This is a genomic window from Pseudomonas sp. NPDC085632 (assembly GCF_044541255.1).
GTDB lineage: Bacteria > Pseudomonadota > Gammaproteobacteria > Pseudomonadales > Pseudomonadaceae > Aquipseudomonas.
Genome location: NZ_JBITSX010000013.1, coordinates 38,508 through 57,979 on the forward strand (window position 1 = coordinate 38,508; position 19,472 = coordinate 57,979).

The following is a 19,472-nucleotide window of genomic DNA, read 5'->3' on the forward strand; positions in this document are numbered from 1 at the left end:
TTCGGCGCTCAGTACCGGGGTCAGCGTCTGGCTTGCGTACCTGTTGGCGCGCCGGCTCTGGAACAACCCGCGCATCAGCGCGGCTCGTACCCGGTGATCGAACACACCATTCAGGCCATCGTCGAGATGTTCCCGGTGTTGTCCCGCGTGCGCATGAACCGCCAGTGGGGCGGCATCGTCGACACCACGCCGGACGCTTGCCCGATCATTTCGAAAACCCCGGTCCCGAACATGTTCTTCAACTGCGGTTGGGGCACTGGTGGCTTCAAGGCAACGCCTGGCTCGGGCAACGTGTTTGCCGCGAGTCTGGCCAAGGGTGAAATGCACCCGTTGGCCGCACCGTTTTCCATCGACCGTTTCCACAACGGCGCACTCATCGACGAACACGGCGCTGCTGCCGTCGCCCACTAACAGGAGAAATCCCCATGTTGCATATCTTCTGTCCTCACTGCGGCGAACTGCGCTCCGAAGAGGAATTCCACGCATCCGGTCAGGCGCACATTCCGCGTCCGCTCGACCCTGGCGCCTGCACTGACGAGGAGTGGGGCGACTACATGTTCTTCCGCGACAACCCGCGCGGTCTGCACCACGAACTGTGGGATCACGTTGCCGGTTGCCGCCAGTACTTCAACGTCACCCGCGACACCGTGACCTACGAGATTCTCGAAACCTACAAGATCGGCACCAAGCCGCAATTCACCGACAAGGCTGATACGGCGAAAACAGCCACGACGGCGCTGGGAGAGAAGGTATGAGCCAGACCAATCGCCTGTCCAACGGTGGACGGATCGACCGTAACAAAGTGCTGAGCTTCACCTTCAACGGTCAGAGCTACAAAGGCTTCGAGGGTGACTCGCTGGCCGCCGCGCTGATCGCCAACGGCGTCGACATCATCGGCCGCAGCTTCAAGTATTCGCGTCCTCGCGGGATCTTCGCCGCCGGTGCCGAAGAGCCGAACGCGGTGCTGCAGATCGGCGCGACCGAAGCCACCCAGATTCCTAACGTGCGCGCCACGCAACAGGCGTTGTATCAAGGTCTGGTCGCGACCAGCACCAACGGCTGGCCGAGCGTCAACAACGACATGATGGGCATTCTCGGCAAGGTCGGCGGCAAGCTGATGCCGCCGGGTTTCTACTACAAAACCTTCATGTACCCGCAATCGTTCTGGATGACCTACGAGAAGTACATTCGCAAGGCCGCCGGCCTGGGCCGTTCGCCGACCGAAGTCGATCCGGACACTTACGACTACATGAACCAGCACTGCGACGTGCTGATCGTCGGCGCTGGCCCGGCCGGTCTCGCCGCTGCATTGGCAGCGGCGCGCAGCGGTGCCCGAGTGATTCTGGCGGACGAGCAGGAAGAGTTCGGCGGCAGCCTGCTCGACTCGCGCGAAAGCCTCGACGGCAAACCGGCGATGGACTGGGTCGCCAGCGTCATCACTGAACTGAAGAACACCCCGGACGTGCTGCTGTTGCCGCGCGCCACGGTCAACGGTTACCACGACCACAACTTCCTGACCATTCACGAACGCCTTACCGATCACCTCGGTGACCGCGCGCCGATCGGTCAGGTGCGTCAGCGTATCCATCGTGTTCGCGCCAAGCGTGTGGTGCTGGCGACCGGTGCTTGCGAGCGTCCGCTGGTTTACGGCAACAACGACGTGCCGGGCAACATGCTTGCTGGTGCGGTGTCGACTTACGTGCGTCGCTACGGCGTGGCCCCAGGCAAAAAACTGGTGCTGTCGACCAACAACGATCACGCTTATCGCGTCGCTTTGGATTGGCTCGATGCCAGTCTGCAAGTGGTTGCCATCGCCGATGCGCGTAGCAATCCGCGTGGTGCGTTGGTGGAAGAGGCGCGTGCCAAAGGCATCCGCATCCTCACCGGCAGCGCCGTGATCGAAGCCCGTGGCAGCAAGCGCGTGACTGCTGCCCGCGTGGCGGCGATTGATGTCAAAGCGCACGCCGTGACCAGTCCTGGCGAGTGGCTCGACTGCGATGTAGTTGCAAGTTCCGGCGGTTACAGCCCGGTGGTTCACTTGGCTTCGCACTTGGGTGGCAAGCCGACCTGGCGTGAAGACATCCTCGGTTTCGTACCGGGCGAAGCACCGCAGAAACGCGTGTGCGTCGGTGGCATCAACGGCGTTTACGGTCTCGGCGATTCGCTGGCTGATGGTTTTGAAGGTGGCGTGCGCGCTGCCGCTGAAGCCGGTTTCCAGACCGTCGAAGGTGTGCTGCCGAAAGCCCTGAGCCGCCACGAAGAACCGACGCTGGCGCTGTTCCAGGTGCCGCATGAAAAGAACACCGCACGGGCGCCGAAGCAATTCGTCGACCTGCAAAACGACGTGACCGCTGCGGCGATCGAACTGGCGACCCGCGAAGGTTTCGAGTCGGTCGAGCACGTCAAACGCTACACCGCGCTGGGTTTCGGCACCGATCAAGGCAAGCTCGGCAACGTCAACGGTCTGGCCATTGCCGCCCGTTCGCTGAATGTGACCATCCCGCAGATGGGCACCACGATGTTCCGCCCGAACTACACGCCGGTGACTTTCGGCGCCGTGGCCGGTCGTCACTGTGGGCACATTTTCGAGCCGGTGCGTCATACCGCGCTGCATGCCTGGCATGTGAAGAATGGCGCCGAGTTTGAAGACGTCGGTCAGTGGAAGCGTCCTTGGTACTTCCCGAAAAACGGTGAAGACCTGCACACCGCCGTGAAGCGCGAATGCAAAGCCGTACGCGACAGCGTCGGCCTGCTCGATGCCTCGACCCTCGGCAAGATCGACATTCAAGGCCCGGATGCGCGCGAGTTCCTCAACCGCGTGTACACCAACGCCTGGACCAAACTCGATGTGGGCAAGGCGCGCTACGGTTTGATGTGCAAAGAAGACGGCATGGTCTTCGACGACGGTGTGACGGCGTGCCTGGCCGACAACCATTTCGTCATGACCACCACCACCGGCGGCGCGGCTCGCGTGCTGCAATGGCTGGAGCTGTACCACCAGACCGAATGGCCGGACATGAAGGTTTACTTCACCTCCGTCACCGACCACTGGGCAACCATGACCCTGTCCGGGCCGAACAGCCGCAAGCTGCTCAGCGCAGTGACTGACATTGATCTGAGCAATGAAGCCTTCCCGTTCATGACCTGGAAAGAAGGGCTGGTCGGCGGTGTGCCGGCGCGGGTGTTCCGCATCTCGTTCACCGGTGAGCTGTCGTACGAAGTCAACGTGCAGGCCGACTATGCGATGGGCGTGCTGGAGAAAATCGTCGAGGCCGGCAAGCAATACAACCTGACCCCGTACGGCACCGAGACCATGCACGTCCTGCGGGCCGAGAAGGGTTTCATTATCGTTGGTCAGGACACTGACGGCTCGATGACCCCGGACGACCTGAACATGGGCTGGTGCGTGGGTCGCACCAAACCGTTCTCGTGGATCGGCCAGCGTGGCATGAACCGTGAAGATTGCGTGAAGGATCAGCGCAAACAGTTGGTGGGCTTGAAGCCGATCGATCCGAACGTCTGGCTGCCGGAAGGTGCGCAGTTGGTGTTCAACACCAAGCAGGCGATCCCGATGACCATGGTCGGCCACGTGACCTCCAGCTATGCGCACAACTCCCTCGGTTATTCGTTTGCCATGGGTGTGGTCAAGGGCGGTCTGAAGCGCCTCGGTGAGCGGGTATTTGCACCGCTGGCCGATGGCAGCGTGATCGAGGCGGAAATCGTTTCTTCGGTGTTCTTTGATCCGAAAGGTGATCGCCAGAACATCTGACACTGATCGTTCCCACGCTCTGCGTGGGAATGCATCCCGGGACGCTCTGCGTCCCAAGAGCGGACGCAGAGCGTCCATGGCGGCATTCCCACGCAGAGCGTGGGAACGATCAAGAATTCAGGAAGGTGCTTTATGACCACAGCCAACGTGTACCAACAACGCCCGACCACTGGGGCCCGTGCCGAGTCGTCGCTGCACCATGCCGACCTCGCCAGCCTGGTCGGCAAGGGCCGCAAAAACGCCGGCGTGATCGTGCGTGAAAAGAAACTCCTCGGTCACCTGACCATCCGTGGTGATGGCCACGATGCCGCGTTCGCCGCCGGTGTGCACAAAGCCCTGGGCATCGAACTGCCCGGCGCGCTGAGCGTTATCGTCAAAGGCGAAACCAGCCTGCAATGGATGGGCCCGGACGAGTGGCTGCTGATCGTGCCAAGCGGCGAAGAGTTCGCCGCTGAACAGAAACTGCGTGAAGCGCTGGGCGATCTGCACGTTGCGATCGTCAACGTCAGCGGCGGCCAGCAAGTGCTTGAGCTGAGCGGGCCGAATGTGCGTCAGGTGCTGATGAAATCCACCAGCTATGACGTGCACCCGAATAGTTTTCCGGTGGGTAAGGCGGTTGGCACAGTGTTCGCCAAGTCGCAGTTGATGATTCGGCATACGGCAGAGGACACGTGGGAATTGCTGATTCGTCGCAGTTTTTCGGATTACTGGTGGTTGTGGTTGCAGGATGCTTCGGCTGAGTACGGGTTGAGCGTTCAGGCCTGACAGATCAAGAGCTACCCCCTCACCCCAGCCCTCTCCCCCAGAGGGGAGAGGGGGAAAGGGAGCAGATTTGTGTAGTTTTCGAGACTGAGTTCGACCCGATATTTCAGGTCGGCGTAGCTCGAAAGAACAACTCGGTCAGTCCCCTCTACCTCCGGGAGAGGGCTAGGGTGAAGGGCAAAAATCCCCCAGACACCCGCACAAAGAACAGGAGTCACCGCACCATGAGCCGCGCCCCAGACACATGGATTCTGACCGCCGACTGCCCCAGCGTCCTCGGCACGGTGGACGCGGTCACGCGTTTTCTGTTCGAGCAGGGTTGCTACGTCACCGAGCACCATTCGTTTGATGATCGCCTCTCCGGGCGTTTTTTCATTCGCGTGGAATTTCGTCAGCCCGACGGCTTCGACGAACAATCCTTCCGCGCAGGCTTAGCCGAGCGCGGGCAGGCCTTCGGCATGATCTTCGAGCTCACTGCACCGAACTACCGGCCAAAAGTGGTGATCATGGTTTCCAAGGCCGATCACTGCCTCAACGACTTGCTCTACCGCCAGCGCATCGGCCAGTTGTCGATGGACGTTGCCGCGGTGGTGTCCAATCACCCCGATCTCAAACCGCTGGCCGACTGGCACCAGATTCCCTACTACCATTTCCCCCTCGACCCCAACGACAAACCATCGCAGGAGCGTCAGGTGTGGCAGGTGATTGAAGAGTCCGGCGCCGAACTGGTGATTCTCGCCCGCTACATGCAGGTGCTGTCACCGGAGTTGTGCCGCAAGCTCGATGGCAAGGCCATCAACATTCATCACTCGTTGCTGCCGGGCTTCAAGGGCGCCAAGCCGTATCACCAGGCTTACAACAAGGGCGTGAAACTGGTGGGCGCGACGGCGCATTACATCAATAACGATCTCGATGAAGGGCCGATCATTGCCCAAGGCGTCGAGGCGGTGGATCACAGTCACTACCCTGAGGATCTGATTGCCAAGGGGCGGGATATTGAAGGCCTGACTCTGGCGCGGGCGGTTGGGTATCACATCGAAAGAAGGGTGTTTTTGAACGCCAATCGCACGGTCGTTCTTTAGATCGCTAAAAGATCGCAGCCTTCCGCAGCTCCTACAGGGGGATGCGATTCATGTAGGAGCTGCCGAAGGCTGCGATCTTTTGATTTACCGAGCACTCAACGCGCTGCCTGCCTGGGCAACGCGGTTCCATAAAAACAACAGCGAGGTGAAAGCATGTCTGGCAATCGTGGTGTGGTGTATCTCGGCGCTGGCAAGGTCGAAGTACAGAAAATCGACTATCCGAAAATGCAGGACCCGCGCGGTCGCAAGATCGAGCACGGGGTCATTCTCAAAGTGGTTTCCACCAACATCTGCGGCTCCGACCAACACATGGTGCGCGGCCGTACCACGGCGCAGACCGGTCTGGTGCTGGGCCATGAGATCACCGGCGAGGTGATCGAGAAGGGCTCCGACGTTGAAAACCTGAAAATCGGCGATCTGGTCTCCGTGCCGTTCAATGTCGCTTGCGGGCGCTGCCGTTCCTGCAAAGAGCAACACACCGGCGTCTGCCTGACCGTCAACCCGGCCCGTGCCGGTGGCGCTTACGGTTATGTCGACATGGGCGACTGGACCGGTGGCCAGGCCGAATACGTGCTGGTGCCGTACGCCGACTTCAACCTGCTGAAACTGCCGGATCGCGACAAGGCCATGGAGAAAATCCGTGACCTGACCTGCCTCTCCGACATTCTCCCGACCGGTTATCACGGCGCCGTCACTGCCGGCGTTGGTCCGGGCAGCACCGTTTACATCGCGGGCGCTGGCCCGGTCGGTCTGGCCGCTGCCGCTTCTGCACGTCTGCTCGGCGCTGCGGTGGTGATCATCGGCGACGTCAACACCATCCGCCTGGCTCATGCCAAGGCGCAAGGTTTTGAAATCGTCGACCTGTCGAAAGACGCGCCACTGCACGAACAAATCGCTGCGTTGCTGGGCGAACCCGAAGTGGATTGCGCGGTGGACTGCGTCGGTTTCGAAGCCCGCGGTCACGGCCATGACGGTGCAAAATCGGAAGCACCGGCCACCGTACTCAACTCGTTGATGGGCGTGGTACGCGTCGCCGGCAAGATCGGTATTCCAGGTCTGTACGTCACCGAAGACCCGGGTGCCGTGGACGCTGCCGCGAAAATGGGCAGCCTGAGCATTCGCTTCGGTCTGGGCTGGGCCAAGTCGCACAGCTTCCACACTGGCCAGACGCCAGTGATGAAGTACAACCGTCAACTGATGCAGGCGATCATGTGGGATCGCATCAACATCGCCGAAGTGGTGGGCGTGCAGGTGATCAGTCTGGATCAGGCACCGGAAGGTTACGGCGAGTTTGATGCGGGCGTGCCGAAGAAATTTGTGATTGATCCGCATAAGTTGTTCAGTGCGGCGTAAGGCTTAAGCGCGATGCAAAACGGCGACTTCAGGGTCGCCGTTTTTTTGTTGCAAGCCCAGGTCAAAAGCTACCCTCATCGGAACGCCGCCCGCCCAGCCCTCTCCCGGAGGGAGAGGGGGCCGACCGAGGTGTCTTGCGTCGCACATCGACCTGAAAGATCGAGTCGACTATGGATTCAACGCAAGTCTTTCACGTCGGCGTATTACGTCAATATCCCACGGTCAGTCCCCTCTCCCTCGGGGAGAGGGCTAGGGTGAGGGGCTTGCTTCAAAGGGCTGCCAAGGCACCCTGATAAAGAACCGGCCCCGTCGGGTGCCCTGTCGGCGAACCACCTTTCGGCTCCAGACTGACTGCCAGCGCAATCGGTTTCCCGATCAACACCTTCTGCGCCTCACTCAACTCAACCTTGCCTTTGCCCCCCGCCGGAATTACACCCAGCGAGATCGGCTTGCCATCCGCCGGTATCGCCCACAGTTCCAGGCTGCGATCCGCATCAACCGCCGCCAGCGTCAGCGGCTCGACTTGCAGATAATCCGCATGCGCCTCGACCTTCAGTGCCGGCTGCGCATCGGCGCTCAGCAGAGTGGCGCGGTAGCGGGCGTCGTCGCGGTTATAAAGTGAGCCGAAGAACACCAGCACGGCAATGGAGCAGACCGCAGCGGTGAGTCGCAGCCAGTTCCAGAACGGCCGTTTCTTAGGCACATGCAGCACTTGCGGTTCAATCCGCGCGGTAATGCTGTGCCACACACGCTCCGGCACCGGTTGTTCCGGCAACGCTTCGGTCAAAGAGGTCAGGCTTTCCTGCCATTGCGCCACTTCAGCTCGCAACACCGCGTCGTCCAGCAGCAATTGTTCAAACCGCCGCCGCGCTGGCGCAGACATCAGGCCGATGGCGTAATCGGCAGCGAGGGCGCGGCGCAGGGCAGGGGTCTGGTATTTCATGATTCAAGGCACCGGCGCAGACGTTCCATGCCACGACGGATCCACGATTTCACCGTTCCCAGTGGCGTGGCCAGGTGTTCGGCGAGTTCCGTGCACGACAAACCCTGAAAGTACGCCACAGTGATCGACTGGCGCTGCATGCCGTCGAGGGTTTCCAGACAGCGGTTCAACGCACGGGCCTCGCGGGCGCTGCTCAATTGTTCATGGGCGGAGGGGCTTTCGTCCGGCAGGGCGTCCTGTTCGAGGTCAGTCAATGGCCGGTCGCGATGTTTGCGCAACTGATCGATGGCCTGATTGCGGGTAATGTTGATCATCCAGGTCAGCGGTGCCGACAGGTGTGCTTCGTAGCGCGAGGCGTTGTTCCAGATGCGCACGAAGGCTTCCTGCAGCACTTCTTCGGCCAGATCCGTGCGGCCCATGAAGCGCAGGGCGACCCCGTGCAAGCGCGGGCCGACGCTGCGATAGAGCGTTTCGAAGGCGCGACGATCGCCCAGTGAACACTGGGCCAACAGCTTTCGCAACTGATCGGTGTCGGCGATGGAAATGACAACTCTCCAGGCAAGAGTGAGCGCGCGAGGGCGAGACTCGGAATGTTCACAGGCTAGTTCAGCGACAGCGGTTGTGCCATTCATCGCGAGGGTGTCCGGGATTTCACGTTTTATATACGCAGGCCGGATGAAAATGGATGCACCGCGCCGGAACATGCCGGCGGATACCCGGTCAAACCGGCAGTTTCGCCGCCCGTTCTACGGGTGGTTTTCACAGCGCAAGAGGATGTCTGAATGAAGATTTCACGCGGTATTGCCATGGCTTCGCTGATGACCCTTGCGGCCAGCCCGGTGTTCGCCGGTTTCAGTCTGGACGACGTGACCAAGGCGGCTTCGAGCATGCAGGGCGGCAACGCGGCCACAGCCGCCGCACCGACCTCGGAAACCGCCGGTCTGCTGCAAGCGGTCACCGGTCTGGGGGTTACCCCGCAGCAAGCCGTTGGCGGCACCAGCGCCATGCTTGGTCTGGCGAAGAACCAATTGAGCAGCACTGATTATTCGCAATTGGCCAAAGAAGTGCCGGGCATCGACAAACTGTCGGGCGGTAGCGGCAATCTGGCGGCGTTGAGCGGGCTGCTCGGTCAGTCCGGCAAGTCTGCCGGTCTGGAAAACGCGCTGGGCAACGTCAAGGACACCAATGACCTGAACAACGCTTTCGGTGCGTTGGGCATGGACAGCGGCATGGTCGGCCAGTTTGCCCCGGTGCTGCTCAAGTATCTGGGTGATCAAGGCGTCGGTGGCCCGCTGCTGCAAAGCCTGGGCAGCATCTGGGGCGCCGGCACCGGTAGCTGAGTCAGCGGCGCTCGCTGCGCAGTTCGGCGATGCGCTGATCTTTCTCGTTCCAGAGCTGGTTGACCCAGCTCTGGACCTTCTCGCGAAACACCGGATCATTCTCATAATCGCCCTGCCACAGCGCCGGGTCGAGTTCGCGGGTCTTGATGTCGATGATCACGCGCGGCACGTTGCCGCTGATCAAATCCCAGAAGCCCGGGATTTTCGCCTGTGGATAAACCACGGTGACGTCGAGAATCGCATCCAGCTGTTCACCCATCGCCGCCAACACAAACGCCACGCCGCCCGCCTTGGGTTTGAGCAAGTGGCTGAACGGTGATTGCTGTTCGGTGCTTTTCGCCGCCGTGTAGCGCGTGCCTTCCAGATAATTCACCACGGTCACCGGCTGGCGCTTGAACAGCTCGCAGGCCTGTTTGGTGATTTCCAGATCCTTGCCGGCCAGCTCGGGGTTTTTCGCCAGAAAGGCTTTGGTGTAGCGCTTCATGAACGGGTAATCCAGCGCCCACCACGCCAGCCCCAGGAACGGTACCCAGATCAGTTCTTTCTTGAGGAAGAATTTGAAGAATGGCGTGCGCCGGTTGAGCGTCTGGATCAGCGCCGGAATGTCGACCCACGACTGGTGATTGCTGACCACCAGATACGAGGTGTCGCCGCGCAAGTCTTCGCCGCCGCGAATGTCCCATTGAGTGGGAATGCACAGGCGGAAAATCAGCTTGTCGATTTCGGCCCAGGTCTCGGCGATCCACATCACCGCCCCCGACGCGTAATCGCGCCAGCGGCCTGGTGCGATCAGTTTGAGCAGGGCAAACACCAGCAATGGCCCGATCAGGATCAGGGTGTTGAGCAACAGCAGCAGGGTGACGAAACAGCCGGTGAGCAGGCGGCGCATAAGCAACTCTTTGCAAACGGATGGGCGCGCCATGATAAGCAGCTTCGCGCGACAGGCCAAATCGGTGGTGACGAATGTTTCACTTTAGTCGCGTTAACCTGATCGTTCCCACGCTCTGCGTGGTAACGCCGCCCGGGACGCTCCGCGTCCCTGTGACGCAGAGCGTCACTGGATGCATGCCCACGCAGAGCGTGGGAACGATCAAGCGCGCAACGGTCTAAAATCCCGTTGCCCAACCTCTCAAGGAAGCCCCTTACGTGAAATCCCTCCTTGCACTGTTTGCCCTCGTCGCCCTGCCAGTCATGGCCGCCGAGCCGACCCTGTACGGGCGCTACGAATACATCGCGCTGCCGGAAATCGGCGGCGAAGTGCTCAAGGCCAAGATGGACACTGGCGCGCTGACCGCCTCGCTGTCGGCCAAGGACATCGAAACTTTCACCCGCGATGGCGACGACTGGGTGCGTTTCCGCCTCGCCACCAAGGACGCCAGCAACAAGGTTTATGAACACAAGGTTGCGCGCATCAGCAAGATCAAGAGCCGCTCGGATGAAGAGGACGAGGGCGAAAGCACCGAAGTCGCCAAGCGCCCGGTGGTCGATCTGGAACTGTGCCTGGGCAACGTCAAGCGCACCGTCGAGGTCAACCTGACCGACCGCAGCAACTTCAATTATCCGTTGCTGATCGGTGCCAAGGCCTTGCGCGAGTTCGGCGCGGCAGTGAATCCGGCGCGTCGCTTCACGGCCGACAAGCCGGACTGCTAAGTGGTCTCATTGACGTAACGTCAGGCTTGGGGCACCGTTCGCGCACTCAACCATGGGCTCGGACGCCATGCCTCATATCCTGATTGTCGAAGACGAAGCGGCGATTGCCGACACGCTGATTTTTGCCCTGCAAGGCGAGGGATTCAGCACCACGTGGCTGAGCCTCGGCGCGGCGGCGTTGGAGCATCAGCGGCAGACGCCTGCCGATCTGATCATCCTCGACATCGGCCTGCCGGACATCAGCGGCTTCGAGACCTGCAAACAGTTGCGACGCTTCAGCGAGGTGCCGGTGCTGTTCCTGAGTGCCCGGGATGCCGAGATTGATCGCGTGGTGGGCCTGGAAATTGGTGCCGACGACTACGTGGTCAAGCCGTTCAGCCCTCGAGAGGTGGCGGCGCGGGTCAAGGCCATCCTCAAACGCATGGCACCGCGTCCCGTCATTGAAGCCAGTTCAGCGCTGTTTCGTATTGATCCGGAGCGGATTCAAATCCTTTATCGCGGCCAGACCCTGAGCCTGACCCGCCACGAATTCCGCCTGCTGCAATGCCTGCTCGAACAACCCGAGCGGGTGTTCAGCCGCGAGCAATTGCTCGACGCGCTGGGCGTCGCCGCGGACGCAGGCTACGAGCGCAGCATCGACAGCCACATCAAAAGTGTGCGCGCCAAACTGCGTCTTGTGCGTGCCGACGCCGAGCCGATCCAGACCCATCGCGGCCTCGGTTACAGCTACAGCCCGGGGCACAGCTGATGTCACTGGGGTTGCGGATATTTCTGGTGTACGTGCTGTTTGTCGGCCTCACCGGCTATTTTGTGCTCAACACGGTGATGGAAGAAATCCGCCCCGGCGTGCGCCAGTCCACCGAAGAAACCCTGGTCGATACCGCCAACCTGATGGCAGAAATCCTCCGTGACGATTTCAAGGCCGGCACCCTCAGCGAGAACCGCTGGCCCGAGCTGCTGCGCGCGTATGGCGAGCGCCAGCCGCAAGCGACCATTTGGGGCTTGCCGAAAAATCAGGTCAACCACCGCATCTACGTCACCGACGCCAAAGGCATCGTCGTGCTCGATTCCAGTGGCGTCGCGGTCGGGCAGGATTACTCGCGCTGGAACGACGTTTACCTGACCCTGCGTGGCGAGTACGGCGCACGTTCGACTCGCAGCGATCCGGACGACGCGAGCTCGTCGGTGATGCACGTCGGCGCGCCGATCCGCGATAACGGCAAGATCATCGGTGTGGTCACCGTGGCCAAGCCCAACAGCTCATTGCAGCCGTATGTCGATCGAACCGAACGGCGTTTGCTGTTTTACGGTGCCGGTTTGATCGGACTCGGTCTGCTCTTTGGCGCATTGCTGTCGTGGTGGCTGAGCCGCGCGCTGCACCGACTGACCGGTTATGCCCAAGCGGTGAGCGAAGGTCGGCGGGTGGAAGTGCCGCATTACCGTGGCGGTGAACTGGAACAACTGGCCACCGCCGTGGAGCAGATGCGCACACAGCTGGAAGGCAAGGCCTACGTCGAGCGCTATGTGCACACGCTGACCCATGAACTGAAAAGTCCGCTGGCGGCGATTCGTGGCGCGGCGGAGTTGCTGCAAGGGGACATGCCGCCGGTTCAGCGCCTGCGCTTTGTCGGCAACATCGACAGCGAAAGTGCGCGGATGCAGCAGTTGATCGAACGGTTGCTGAATCTGGCCCAGGTTGAACAGCGTCAGGGTCTTGAAGAGCGGGTCGCCGTGCCTTTGGCAGTGTTGGTCGATGAGTTGCTGCAAGGGCAGGCGGCGCGGATCGAGGGTAAGCAGTTGCGGGTCGAGCAGGCGATTGCAGCGGATCTGTTGCTGATCGGCGAGCCGTTTTTGCTGCGTCAGGCGTTGGGTAATCTGCTGGAGAATGCGCTGGATTTCACCCCGGTTCAGGGGCTGCTACGTTTCAGTGCCGAGCGGGTTGGCGAGCAGATCGAATTTCGATTGTTCAATGAAACGGCGCCGATTCCTGACTACGCTTTGCCGCGTTTGACTGAGCGTTTCTACTCGTTGCCGCGTCCGGACAGTGGGCGCAAAAGCACGGGGTTGGGGCTTAACTTCGTTGAAGAGGTGGTCAAGTTGCATAGTGGGGCGATGCAGATTCGCAATGTCGAGAACGGTGTGGAAGTGACATTGCGCTTGCCTTGATACCGTCAAAAGTTCGCAGCCTTCGGCAGCTCCTACATTGGATTGCGTACACCTGTAGGAGCTGCCGAAGGCTGCGATCTTTTGATCTTTCCACACAATCTCCATATTCACCCCACATTCCCCTCATACAGCACCACCAGACTCTGCCCATCCAAACAGGGAGAGTCCCATGAACAAGAATCTGACGATAAAGCTCGGCGCCATCGCCCTGCTGATCCTGCTGTTATTGATCCCGCTGCTGATGATCGATGGCGTCATCGACGAGCGCCAACAGTTGCGCGACGGCGTGCTTGAAGACATCGCCCGCAGCGCCAGCTACAGCCAGCAACTGAGCGGGCCGGTGATGGTGGTGCCGTATCGCAAAGTGATTCACAACTGGAAAACCAACGACAAAACCAACCAGCGCTACGACGAGCCGAGCGAAGAGCGCGGCCGTTTGTACTTCCTGCCGGAGCGTTTCGAGCTCGACGGCCAGGTGCAAACCGAACTGCGTGCGCGAGGCATTTATGAGGCGCGGCTGTTCCACGCCGACAACCGCATCAACGGCCATTTCACATTGCCTGCGCAATTGGGCATCAAAGAAGACTTCAGCGATTACCAGTTCGATGCAGCGTTTCTCGCGGTCGGTATCAGCGACATTCGCGGCATCGAAAATGCGCTGAAGCTGGAGCTTGACGGCCAGCGCCTGGACTTCGTTCCGGGCACCCAGGTCGGTTGGCTTGGCGAAGGTGTGCGAGTGACGTTGCCGCTGCTCGACACCAGTAAAACCACCGAGCTGAGCTTTGGTTTTGACCTGCGCCTGCAAGGCACCGGTTCGTTGCAAGTGTTGCCGGTGGGCAAGACCAGCAGCGTCAGCCTCACGGCCAATTGGCCACACCCCAGTTTCATCGGCAATTTCCTGCCGGCCAAGCGTGAGATCAACGATCAGGGTTTCAGCGCCGATTGGCAGACCACGTTTTTCTCCACCAACCTGCAAGACGCCATGAGCCGTTGCGTCAGCGGCAATGATTGCGAGGCGTTCAACGGTCGCAGCTTCGGCGTGAGCTTCGTCGATCCGGTGGATCAGTATCTGAAGAGCGACCGGGCGATCAAATATGCGCTGCTGTTCATCGTCCTGACGTTCGCTGGTTTCTTTCTGTTCGAAGTGCTCAAGAGTCTGGCCGTGCACCCGGTGCAATACGCGTTGGTCGGTGTCGCGCTGGCGCTCTTTTATCTGTTGCTGCTGTCGTTGTCGGAGCACATTGGTTTTGCCCCAGCGTATCTGCTGTCGGCCAGCGGTTGTGTGTTGTTGATCGGGTTTTATGTCTGCCATGTGTTGCGCAGCGTGCGCCACGGTTTGAGTTTTTCGGCGGGGCTGGCGGCGTTGTATGGCCTGCTTTATGGATTGTTGAGCGCTGAGGATTACGCGCTGCTGATGGGCTCGTTGCTGCTGTTCGGTCTGCTCGGTGTGTTCATGGTGCTGACGCGCAAACTGGACTGGTACGGGATCGGGCAGAAGCCGGCCAAGCCGTTGGAGTTTGATGTGGGGGCGATGCAATGAGTCGGTCGCTGGGATTGCGTGAGGATCAGTGCTGGAAGGATGAGTTGGTGACGCGGATTATCGGGTTTTTGCCTGTGGAACCGAGGTGGTGCCATCGCTGGCAAGCCAGCTCCCACAATGAGTTCGGTGATGACACAAATCCCCGATCTACCACAAATCCTGTGGGAGCTGGCTTGCCAGCGATAAGGCCGGAACTGGCGCCGCCGATTTAAGGCTTGGGCATGGTCGCGATCATGGACGGTCGCTGACTCACTTCAAAAAACCAGTTGGCCAGTTGCGGGTTGGCGTCACGCCAGCCCAGATCCGGAAAGCGTAAATCGAGATAACCCAAGGCACAGGCCACGCTGATCGCCGCCACGTCGAAATGGCTGGTCAGCTCGGCAATCGCCTCCTTTTCAAGTACAGCGAGGGCGCGGCGGATCTTGTCGCGCTGGGCTTCGAGCCATTCGTCCCAATGCTTTTCCGGAGCACGCAGGACCATTTCATAACGCACCATCACCGACGCATCCATGATCCCGTCGGCCATCGAAGCGAGGGTCAGACGCCGCCATCGAGCCGCGCCTTCGCGGGGGATCAACGGATTGCCGACGTGTTGCTGGTCGAGGTATTCGAGGATGACGCGGCTGTCATGGATGACATTGCCGTCGGCCAGGCGCAGTGCAGGGATCTTGCCCAGCGGGTTGTCGAGATTGAGCTCGGCGCTCGGGCTGACCGGGCTCAGCACGCAGTCTTGCAGGGCGACGCGATCCTGCTGACCGGTTTCGTGCAGCACCACCATTACTTTGCGCACGAACGGGGAGAGGGTGTTGTGGTACAGGGTCATGCTGGGTGCGGACATTGGCAAACCTCGGTGATCGTCGAAGAGCAGGTGGTTAGCCTAGTCAGAACCGCGATGGCTGGCGAGGGAATTTATGGCGCCCATCCGGCCGCCATCGCTGGCAAGCCAGCTCCCACAGGTGTTTGCAGTGAACACACATTTCAGGCCCAGCAGAGATTCTTGTGAGAGCTGGCTTGCCAGCGATGAGGCCATCACCGACAGCACAAAAACTACCTGCGCAGCAACAATCCCCTGATCGCCAGAACGGCCGGAACACCCAGCCCAACCCAGCTCAACGCATCCCAAATCCCATCTCCAAGCAACGCTGCAAACAACCCCGCCGCACTGAGCAGCGCGATCACGATTGGCGTGCTGAATACCTTCCAGAAATTCGACTGACGCGGCTTCATGCAGACGCCTCCGCCGTTTCCAGCACAGGCTTGGCCGCTTTGCGCCGTACCACCCACAGATACACGCCACTGCCGAGCACAATGATCGTCAACACATCGAGCGTGGCCCAGAGAATCTTCATCGGCATGCCGCCGTAGTCGCCGAAGTGTAGGGGTTGCGACATGCCCATGGCGTCCATGTACCACGGTCGTTCGGCCACGGCAGTGACCTGCAGCGTGGTGGCATCGATCAGCACCGGCGTCAGTAGATGCGAGGTCAGGTGCGTGCCGCCCTTCATGAACACCGAGTAATGGTGCTCACTGGAAAAGCGTGTGCCGGGGAAGGCAATGAAATCCGGCTTCATCCCCGGTGCCACTTCGGCGGCGATGTCGAGCAAACGCGTGGCCGGCGCCAGATGCGTCAGCGGAGGTGCATCGCGGTAAGGTTCAATCAGCGCAGTCAGTGCTTCATTGCGCCAAGCGGCGATCAGCAGGTCGGCGCAGGCGCTGATCACGCCGGTCACGCCGACCACCAGCGCCCAGGTCAGGGTGACCACGCCAATCAGGTTGTGCAGGTCGAGCCAGCGCAACCTTGTCGACTTGTCCTGGCGTACGGTGCCGAATTTCAAACGACGCATGAACGGCAGGTACAGCACCGTCCCGGAAACAATCGCCACGACAAACAGCAATCCCATGAACGCCAGCAGCAGCTTGCCCGGCAGCCCGGCGAACATGTCGACGTGCAGGCGCAGGATAAACAGCATCAGGCCGCCGTTGGCCGACGGTGTTTCCAGCGCCTCTCCGGTACGCGCATCGAGCATGAAGGTGTGCGATGAGTTCGGTTCGGTGCCGGCGGTTTTCGCCATGATCGTCAGCACGGCATTCGGCTCATCGTCGTCGAAACCGAAGTACTGCACGACTTCCTCGGGACGATATTTTTCCGCTGCTTCGACTAACTGCGCCAGATTCAGCCGTGGCGTGTCGGCCGGCATCTCGCGCACTTCGGGCGCATCGCCGAGCAAGTGCTCGATCTCGTGATGGAAAATCAGTGGCAGACCGGTCAATGCCAGCATCAGCAAAAACACGGTGCAGACCAGGCTGGTCCAGGTGTGGATGAACGACCAGCGACGGATTGTTTTACTTTTCATTTCATGACCTTCAAAAACACCAAAGCCGTCCACGAAGGACGGCCTGGTCACAGGGCCTGTTTCAGCTCAGTTGCTTACCACTTGTAAGTGGCGCTGGCGACGACGCTGCGCTGGTCGCCGTAGTAGCAGTAGAAGCTGTCGCAGGTGGAAATGTAGTCCTTGTCGAACAGGTTGGTCGCGTTGAGTGCCAGCGATGCGCCTTTGAGGCTGTTGTCCAGACGGCCGAGGTCATAATGCACGCTCGCGTCGAACACGGTGTAGGCATCCGCCTTGCCCAGCCAAGTGTTGGCCTTGTCGCCGTAGGTGTTGCCGGTGTAACGCACGCCACCGCCAATGCCGAAGCCGTCGAGCACGCCGGCGTGCCAGGTGTAATCGGTCCACAACGATGCTTGCTGGTTCGGCATCAGTTGCAGGCGATTGCCCTTGTCGACGCCATTCTGCACTTCGGATTTGGCCAAGGTGTAGGCAGCGATGACTTTCAGGTTGTCGGTCACGTCGGAAACCGCTTCCAGCTCCAGGCCTTTGACTTTCACTTCGCCAGTCTGGCTGGTGATCGATACGTTGTTGACGAAGGTGTTGACCGAGACGTTCTTCTGGGTGAGGTCATACACGGCGGCAGTCAGCAGGGTTTTGCTGCCCGGGGGCTGGTACTTGATGCCCAGCTCCCACTGCTTGCCTTCGGTCGGTTTGAGCGATCCGGTCGAGGTGGCGTCGGCGCCCGTGGTCGGCTGGAAGGATTCGGCGTACGACAGGTACGGCACGAAACCGTTGTCGAACACGTAGCTGAGCGCGGCGTTGCCGCTGAAGGCTTTGTCACGCTGAGTGTTGGTGGCATCGCCCTTGTTGATGAACTTTGTGCTGGTGTGCACCCAGTCTTCACGGCCGCCGAGGGTCAGGCGCCACTGGTCGAGGGCCATCTGGTCCTGGATGTACAGGCCGGTCTGGTAGGTCTTCTGGTTGTAGTCGTAAAACGCCGTCGAGCGCGCCGGGCGCACGATCGGCTGACCGTAGATCGGCGTGATCACGTTGGTTGGCAGGCCATCACCGAAGATCGAGGTGTAGTTGGTGTTGCTGCGCTGGTGATCCAGACCCAGCAGCAGGGTGTGGCGGATGTCACCGGTGGCGAAGTCGGCCTGGAAGTTGTTGTCCACGGCGAACTGGCTGATGTCTTCGTCGACGCTGGTGCTGGTGCGGTTTACGTTGCCCTGATCGTCAACTTGCGCGAACGGATAGGAACCCGGCGTCAGCGACTGGAACGACAGATCCGACTTGGTGTAGCGCAGGTTCTGCTTGAACTGCCAGACATCGTTCAAACGATGTTCGAAGGCATAGCCCAGCGCGTAGTAGGTGCGGTCGTAATATTCCCAGTCCGGATCACCGAGATTCTTGTGGTGGGAAATATCACCGAACGGTGACTTGATCTTGGTGCCCTGCACCGGCAGGAACTGGCTGGTGATGCCGGTATCGTCGCGGGTGAACTGGCTCAGCAGGGTGAACTTGGTGTCGTCGTCGATGTTCCAGGTCAGGCTCGGCGCGATGTTGTAGCGTTTGTTGTCGACGTGATCGACCTGCGTGCCGCTGTCGCGCACCACGCCGCTGAGTCCGTAGAGAAACTGGCCGGCGTCATCGATCTTGCCGGTGCTGGCGAAGTTGATCTGGCGATGGTTGTCGCTGCCGTACTGCAACTGGATTTCGCTGCTGGCTTCGGCGCTTGGGCGACGGCTGACCATGTCCAGCAGGCCGCCCGGTGGGGTCTGGCCGTAAACCGACGAGGCCGGGCCGCGGAGCAGGGCGAGGCGGTCGAGGTTCCAGGTTTCCTGTTTCGGGTTGGCGTACACGCCTTTCGGCAGCGGCAGGCCGTCGAGGAATTGCGTCGGTTCGAAACCGCGTACGCGCAACCAGTCGGCGCGGGTATCGCTGCCGTAGCTGCTGGCGGTGATGCCCGGCATATAGCGCACGGCGTCATCGAGGCTGTGCACGCTGCGGTCGTCCATTTGCTGGCGGGTGGCTACCGAGATCGAACGCGGTGCTTCGACCAGCGCGGTGTCGGTCTTGGTGCCGGCGGCGGTACGGGTGGCGGTGTAGCCTTCGACCGGGCCCCAGGCACTTTCAAAGTTTTCCACGCCGATAACCGATGTTTCCGGCAGGGCCAACGTCCCTTCAGGCACGGCCACCAGGGTGTAGGTGCCGGTGCTGCTTTGTTCCAGTTGCAAACCGGTGCCACGCAGGGCCGCGCGCAGAGCGCCCGCCGCATCGTACTGGCCGCTCACCGGGGCCGAGGTCTTCCCCGCTGCCAGCGACGGGCTCAGCGACAGCGCAATGCCGCCCTGGCTGGCGATCTGATTCAGGGTGGTCGACAGCGGCGCCGCCGGCAGGTTGTAGGCGCGCACGCTGGACGCTTGTTCAGCGGCGAGCAACGGACTGCTGATCAGCGGCGCGCTGAGCGCGATGGCGACGGCCAGCAGACTGGGGCGCAACAAGGTGTCTAGCGAACGGGACATACGGCGGCTCCT

Annotated in this window: 18 protein-coding genes; 11 read left to right on the forward strand and 7 right to left on the reverse strand. The window is 60.8% G+C overall.

Annotation, left to right across the window (positions count from 1 at the left end; translation table 11 throughout):
* From ACIF4X_RS11965 to fdhA, 6 genes are all read left to right on the forward strand, one after another.
* Positions 1–411 (forward strand): FAD-dependent oxidoreductase (locus ACIF4X_RS11965; protein WP_397482280.1); only part of this gene is annotated, 411 nt, incomplete at its 5' end.
* A gap of 14 nt (positions 412–425) precedes the next feature.
* A complete protein-coding gene (locus tag ACIF4X_RS11970; protein ID WP_016986286.1) occupies positions 426–755 on the forward strand; it encodes a sarcosine oxidase subunit delta in 330 nt (109 codons plus the stop codon).
* A complete protein-coding gene (locus ACIF4X_RS11975; protein ID WP_158833404.1) occupies positions 752–3,769 on the forward strand; it encodes a sarcosine oxidase subunit alpha in 3,018 nt (1,005 codons plus the stop codon). The genes ACIF4X_RS11970 and ACIF4X_RS11975 overlap by 4 nt, the downstream gene beginning before the upstream one ends.
* Positions 3,770–3,901: 132 nt before the next feature.
* The gene (locus ACIF4X_RS11980; protein ID WP_397482281.1) at positions 3,902–4,534 is read left to right on the forward strand and encodes a sarcosine oxidase subunit gamma; all 633 of its coding nucleotides are present in this window, start codon (positions 3,902–3,904) and stop codon (positions 4,532–4,534) included.
* Positions 4,535–4,755: 221 nt separating this feature from the next.
* Positions 4,756–5,613: a formyltetrahydrofolate deformylase gene (purU, locus tag ACIF4X_RS11985; protein ID WP_008086918.1), complete on the forward strand. Its 858-nt coding sequence runs from the start codon at positions 4,756–4,758 to the stop codon at positions 5,611–5,613.
* A gap of 153 nt (positions 5,614–5,766) precedes the next feature.
* Positions 5,767–6,966, forward strand: a complete 1,200-nt coding sequence (fdhA, locus tag ACIF4X_RS11990) for a formaldehyde dehydrogenase, glutathione-independent (protein WP_008086916.1) — start codon at positions 5,767–5,769, stop codon at positions 6,964–6,966.
* 268 nt (positions 6,967–7,234) lie between these two features.
* Here fdhA and ACIF4X_RS11995 read toward each other — a convergent pair whose 3' ends face one another.
* On the reverse strand, positions 7,235–7,909 hold the full coding sequence (locus tag ACIF4X_RS11995) for an anti-sigma factor domain-containing protein (RefSeq protein ID WP_397482282.1): 675 nt from the start codon (positions 7,907–7,909) through the stop codon (positions 7,235–7,237).
* Positions 7,906–8,541 carry a sigma-70 family RNA polymerase sigma factor gene (locus tag ACIF4X_RS12000; protein ID WP_397482283.1) on the reverse strand — a complete coding sequence of 212 codons (636 nt, stop codon included), beginning with the start codon at positions 8,539–8,541 and terminating at the stop codon, positions 7,906–7,908. The genes ACIF4X_RS11995 and ACIF4X_RS12000 overlap by 4 nt, the downstream gene beginning before the upstream one ends.
* A gap of 150 nt (positions 8,542–8,691) precedes the next feature.
* Between ACIF4X_RS12000 and ACIF4X_RS12005 the strand changes: the two genes are divergently transcribed.
* A complete protein-coding gene (locus ACIF4X_RS12005) occupies positions 8,692–9,249 on the forward strand; it encodes a DUF2780 domain-containing protein (RefSeq protein ID WP_064119218.1) in 558 nt (185 codons plus the stop codon).
* Position 9,250: 1 nt separating this feature from the next.
* On the opposite strand, the gene ACIF4X_RS12010 is transcribed toward ACIF4X_RS12005, so the two are convergent.
* A complete protein-coding gene (locus ACIF4X_RS12010) occupies positions 9,251–10,138 on the reverse strand; it encodes an acyltransferase (RefSeq protein ID WP_397482284.1) in 888 nt (295 codons plus the stop codon).
* A 257-nt stretch (positions 10,139–10,395) separates the two neighbouring features.
* On the opposite strand from ACIF4X_RS12010, the gene ACIF4X_RS12015 reads away from it, so the two are divergent.
* From ACIF4X_RS12015 to creD, 4 genes are all read left to right on the forward strand, one after another.
* Positions 10,396–10,899 carry an ATP-dependent zinc protease gene (locus ACIF4X_RS12015; RefSeq protein WP_110720758.1) on the forward strand — a complete coding sequence of 168 codons (504 nt, stop codon included), beginning with the start codon at positions 10,396–10,398 and terminating at the stop codon, positions 10,897–10,899.
* Positions 10,900–10,966: 67 nt separating this feature from the next.
* Positions 10,967–11,647 (forward strand): two-component system response regulator CreB, encoded by a 681-nt coding sequence (creB, locus tag ACIF4X_RS12020; RefSeq protein ID WP_077574813.1) that lies wholly within the window; start codon positions 10,967–10,969, stop codon positions 11,645–11,647.
* Complete coding sequence (gene creC / locus ACIF4X_RS12025) at positions 11,647–13,065, forward strand: two-component system sensor histidine kinase CreC (protein WP_397482285.1); 1,419 nt, start codon at positions 11,647–11,649, stop codon at positions 13,063–13,065. Before creB ends, creC begins: the two co-directional genes overlap by 1 nt.
* 169 nt (positions 13,066–13,234) lie before the next feature.
* On the forward strand, positions 13,235–14,605 hold the full coding sequence (creD, locus tag ACIF4X_RS12030; protein WP_397482286.1) for a cell envelope integrity protein CreD: 1,371 nt from the start codon (positions 13,235–13,237) through the stop codon (positions 14,603–14,605).
* A 208-nt stretch (positions 14,606–14,813) separates the two neighbouring features.
* On the opposite strand, the gene ACIF4X_RS12035 is transcribed toward creD, so the two are convergent.
* From ACIF4X_RS12035 to ACIF4X_RS12050, 4 genes are all read right to left on the reverse strand, one after another.
* On the reverse strand, positions 14,814–15,443 hold the full coding sequence (locus tag ACIF4X_RS12035) for a glutathione S-transferase (protein ID WP_397482287.1): 630 nt from the start codon (positions 15,441–15,443) through the stop codon (positions 14,814–14,816).
* 209 nt (positions 15,444–15,652) lie between these two features.
* Positions 15,653–15,832, reverse strand: a complete 180-nt coding sequence (locus ACIF4X_RS12040; RefSeq protein WP_194935251.1) for a hypothetical protein — start codon at positions 15,830–15,832, stop codon at positions 15,653–15,655.
* Positions 15,829–16,959, reverse strand: a complete 1,131-nt coding sequence (locus ACIF4X_RS12045) for a PepSY-associated TM helix domain-containing protein (RefSeq protein ID WP_397482288.1) — start codon at positions 16,957–16,959, stop codon at positions 15,829–15,831. Before ACIF4X_RS12045 ends, ACIF4X_RS12040 begins: the two co-directional genes overlap by 4 nt.
* Before the next feature lie 74 nt (positions 16,960–17,033).
* Positions 17,034–19,460 (reverse strand): TonB-dependent siderophore receptor, encoded by a 2,427-nt coding sequence (locus ACIF4X_RS12050; protein WP_397482289.1) that lies wholly within the window; start codon positions 19,458–19,460, stop codon positions 17,034–17,036.
* Positions 19,461–19,472 lie beyond the last annotated feature (12 nt).

Coding starts and splice junctions, on each gene's coding strand:
- ACIF4X_RS11970 (WP_016986286.1), top strand. CDS start 426: ATGTTGCATATCTTCTGTCCTCACTGCGGCGAACTGCGCTCCGAAGAG.
- ACIF4X_RS11975 (WP_158833404.1), top strand. CDS start 752: ATGAGCCAGACCAATCGCCTGTCCAACGGTGGACGGATCGACCGTAAC.
- ACIF4X_RS11980 (WP_397482281.1), top strand. CDS start 3,902: ATGACCACAGCCAACGTGTACCAACAACGCCCGACCACTGGGGCCCGT.
- purU (WP_008086918.1), top strand. CDS start 4,756: ATGAGCCGCGCCCCAGACACATGGATTCTGACCGCCGACTGCCCCAGC.
- fdhA (WP_008086916.1), top strand. CDS start 5,767: ATGTCTGGCAATCGTGGTGTGGTGTATCTCGGCGCTGGCAAGGTCGAA.
- ACIF4X_RS11995 (WP_397482282.1), bottom strand. CDS start 7,909: ATGAAATACCAGACCCCTGCCCTGCGCCGCGCCCTCGCTGCCGATTAC.
- ACIF4X_RS12000 (WP_397482283.1), bottom strand. CDS start 8,541: ATGAATGGCACAACCGCTGTCGCTGAACTAGCCTGTGAACATTCCGAG.
- ACIF4X_RS12005 (WP_064119218.1), top strand. CDS start 8,692: ATGAAGATTTCACGCGGTATTGCCATGGCTTCGCTGATGACCCTTGCG.
- ACIF4X_RS12010 (WP_397482284.1), bottom strand. CDS start 10,138: ATGCGCCGCCTGCTCACCGGCTGTTTCGTCACCCTGCTGCTGTTGCTC.
- creB (WP_077574813.1), top strand. CDS start 10,967: ATGCCTCATATCCTGATTGTCGAAGACGAAGCGGCGATTGCCGACACG.
- creC (WP_397482285.1), top strand. CDS start 11,647: ATGTCACTGGGGTTGCGGATATTTCTGGTGTACGTGCTGTTTGTCGGC.
- creD (WP_397482286.1), top strand. CDS start 13,235: ATGAACAAGAATCTGACGATAAAGCTCGGCGCCATCGCCCTGCTGATC.
- ACIF4X_RS12035 (WP_397482287.1), bottom strand. CDS start 15,443: ATGTCCGCACCCAGCATGACCCTGTACCACAACACCCTCTCCCCGTTC.
- ACIF4X_RS12040 (WP_194935251.1), bottom strand. CDS start 15,832: ATGAAGCCGCGTCAGTCGAATTTCTGGAAGGTATTCAGCACGCCAATC.
- ACIF4X_RS12045 (WP_397482288.1), bottom strand. CDS start 16,959: ATGAAAAGTAAAACAATCCGTCGCTGGTCGTTCATCCACACCTGGACC.
- ACIF4X_RS12050 (WP_397482289.1), bottom strand. CDS start 19,460: ATGTCCCGTTCGCTAGACACCTTGTTGCGCCCCAGTCTGCTGGCCGTC.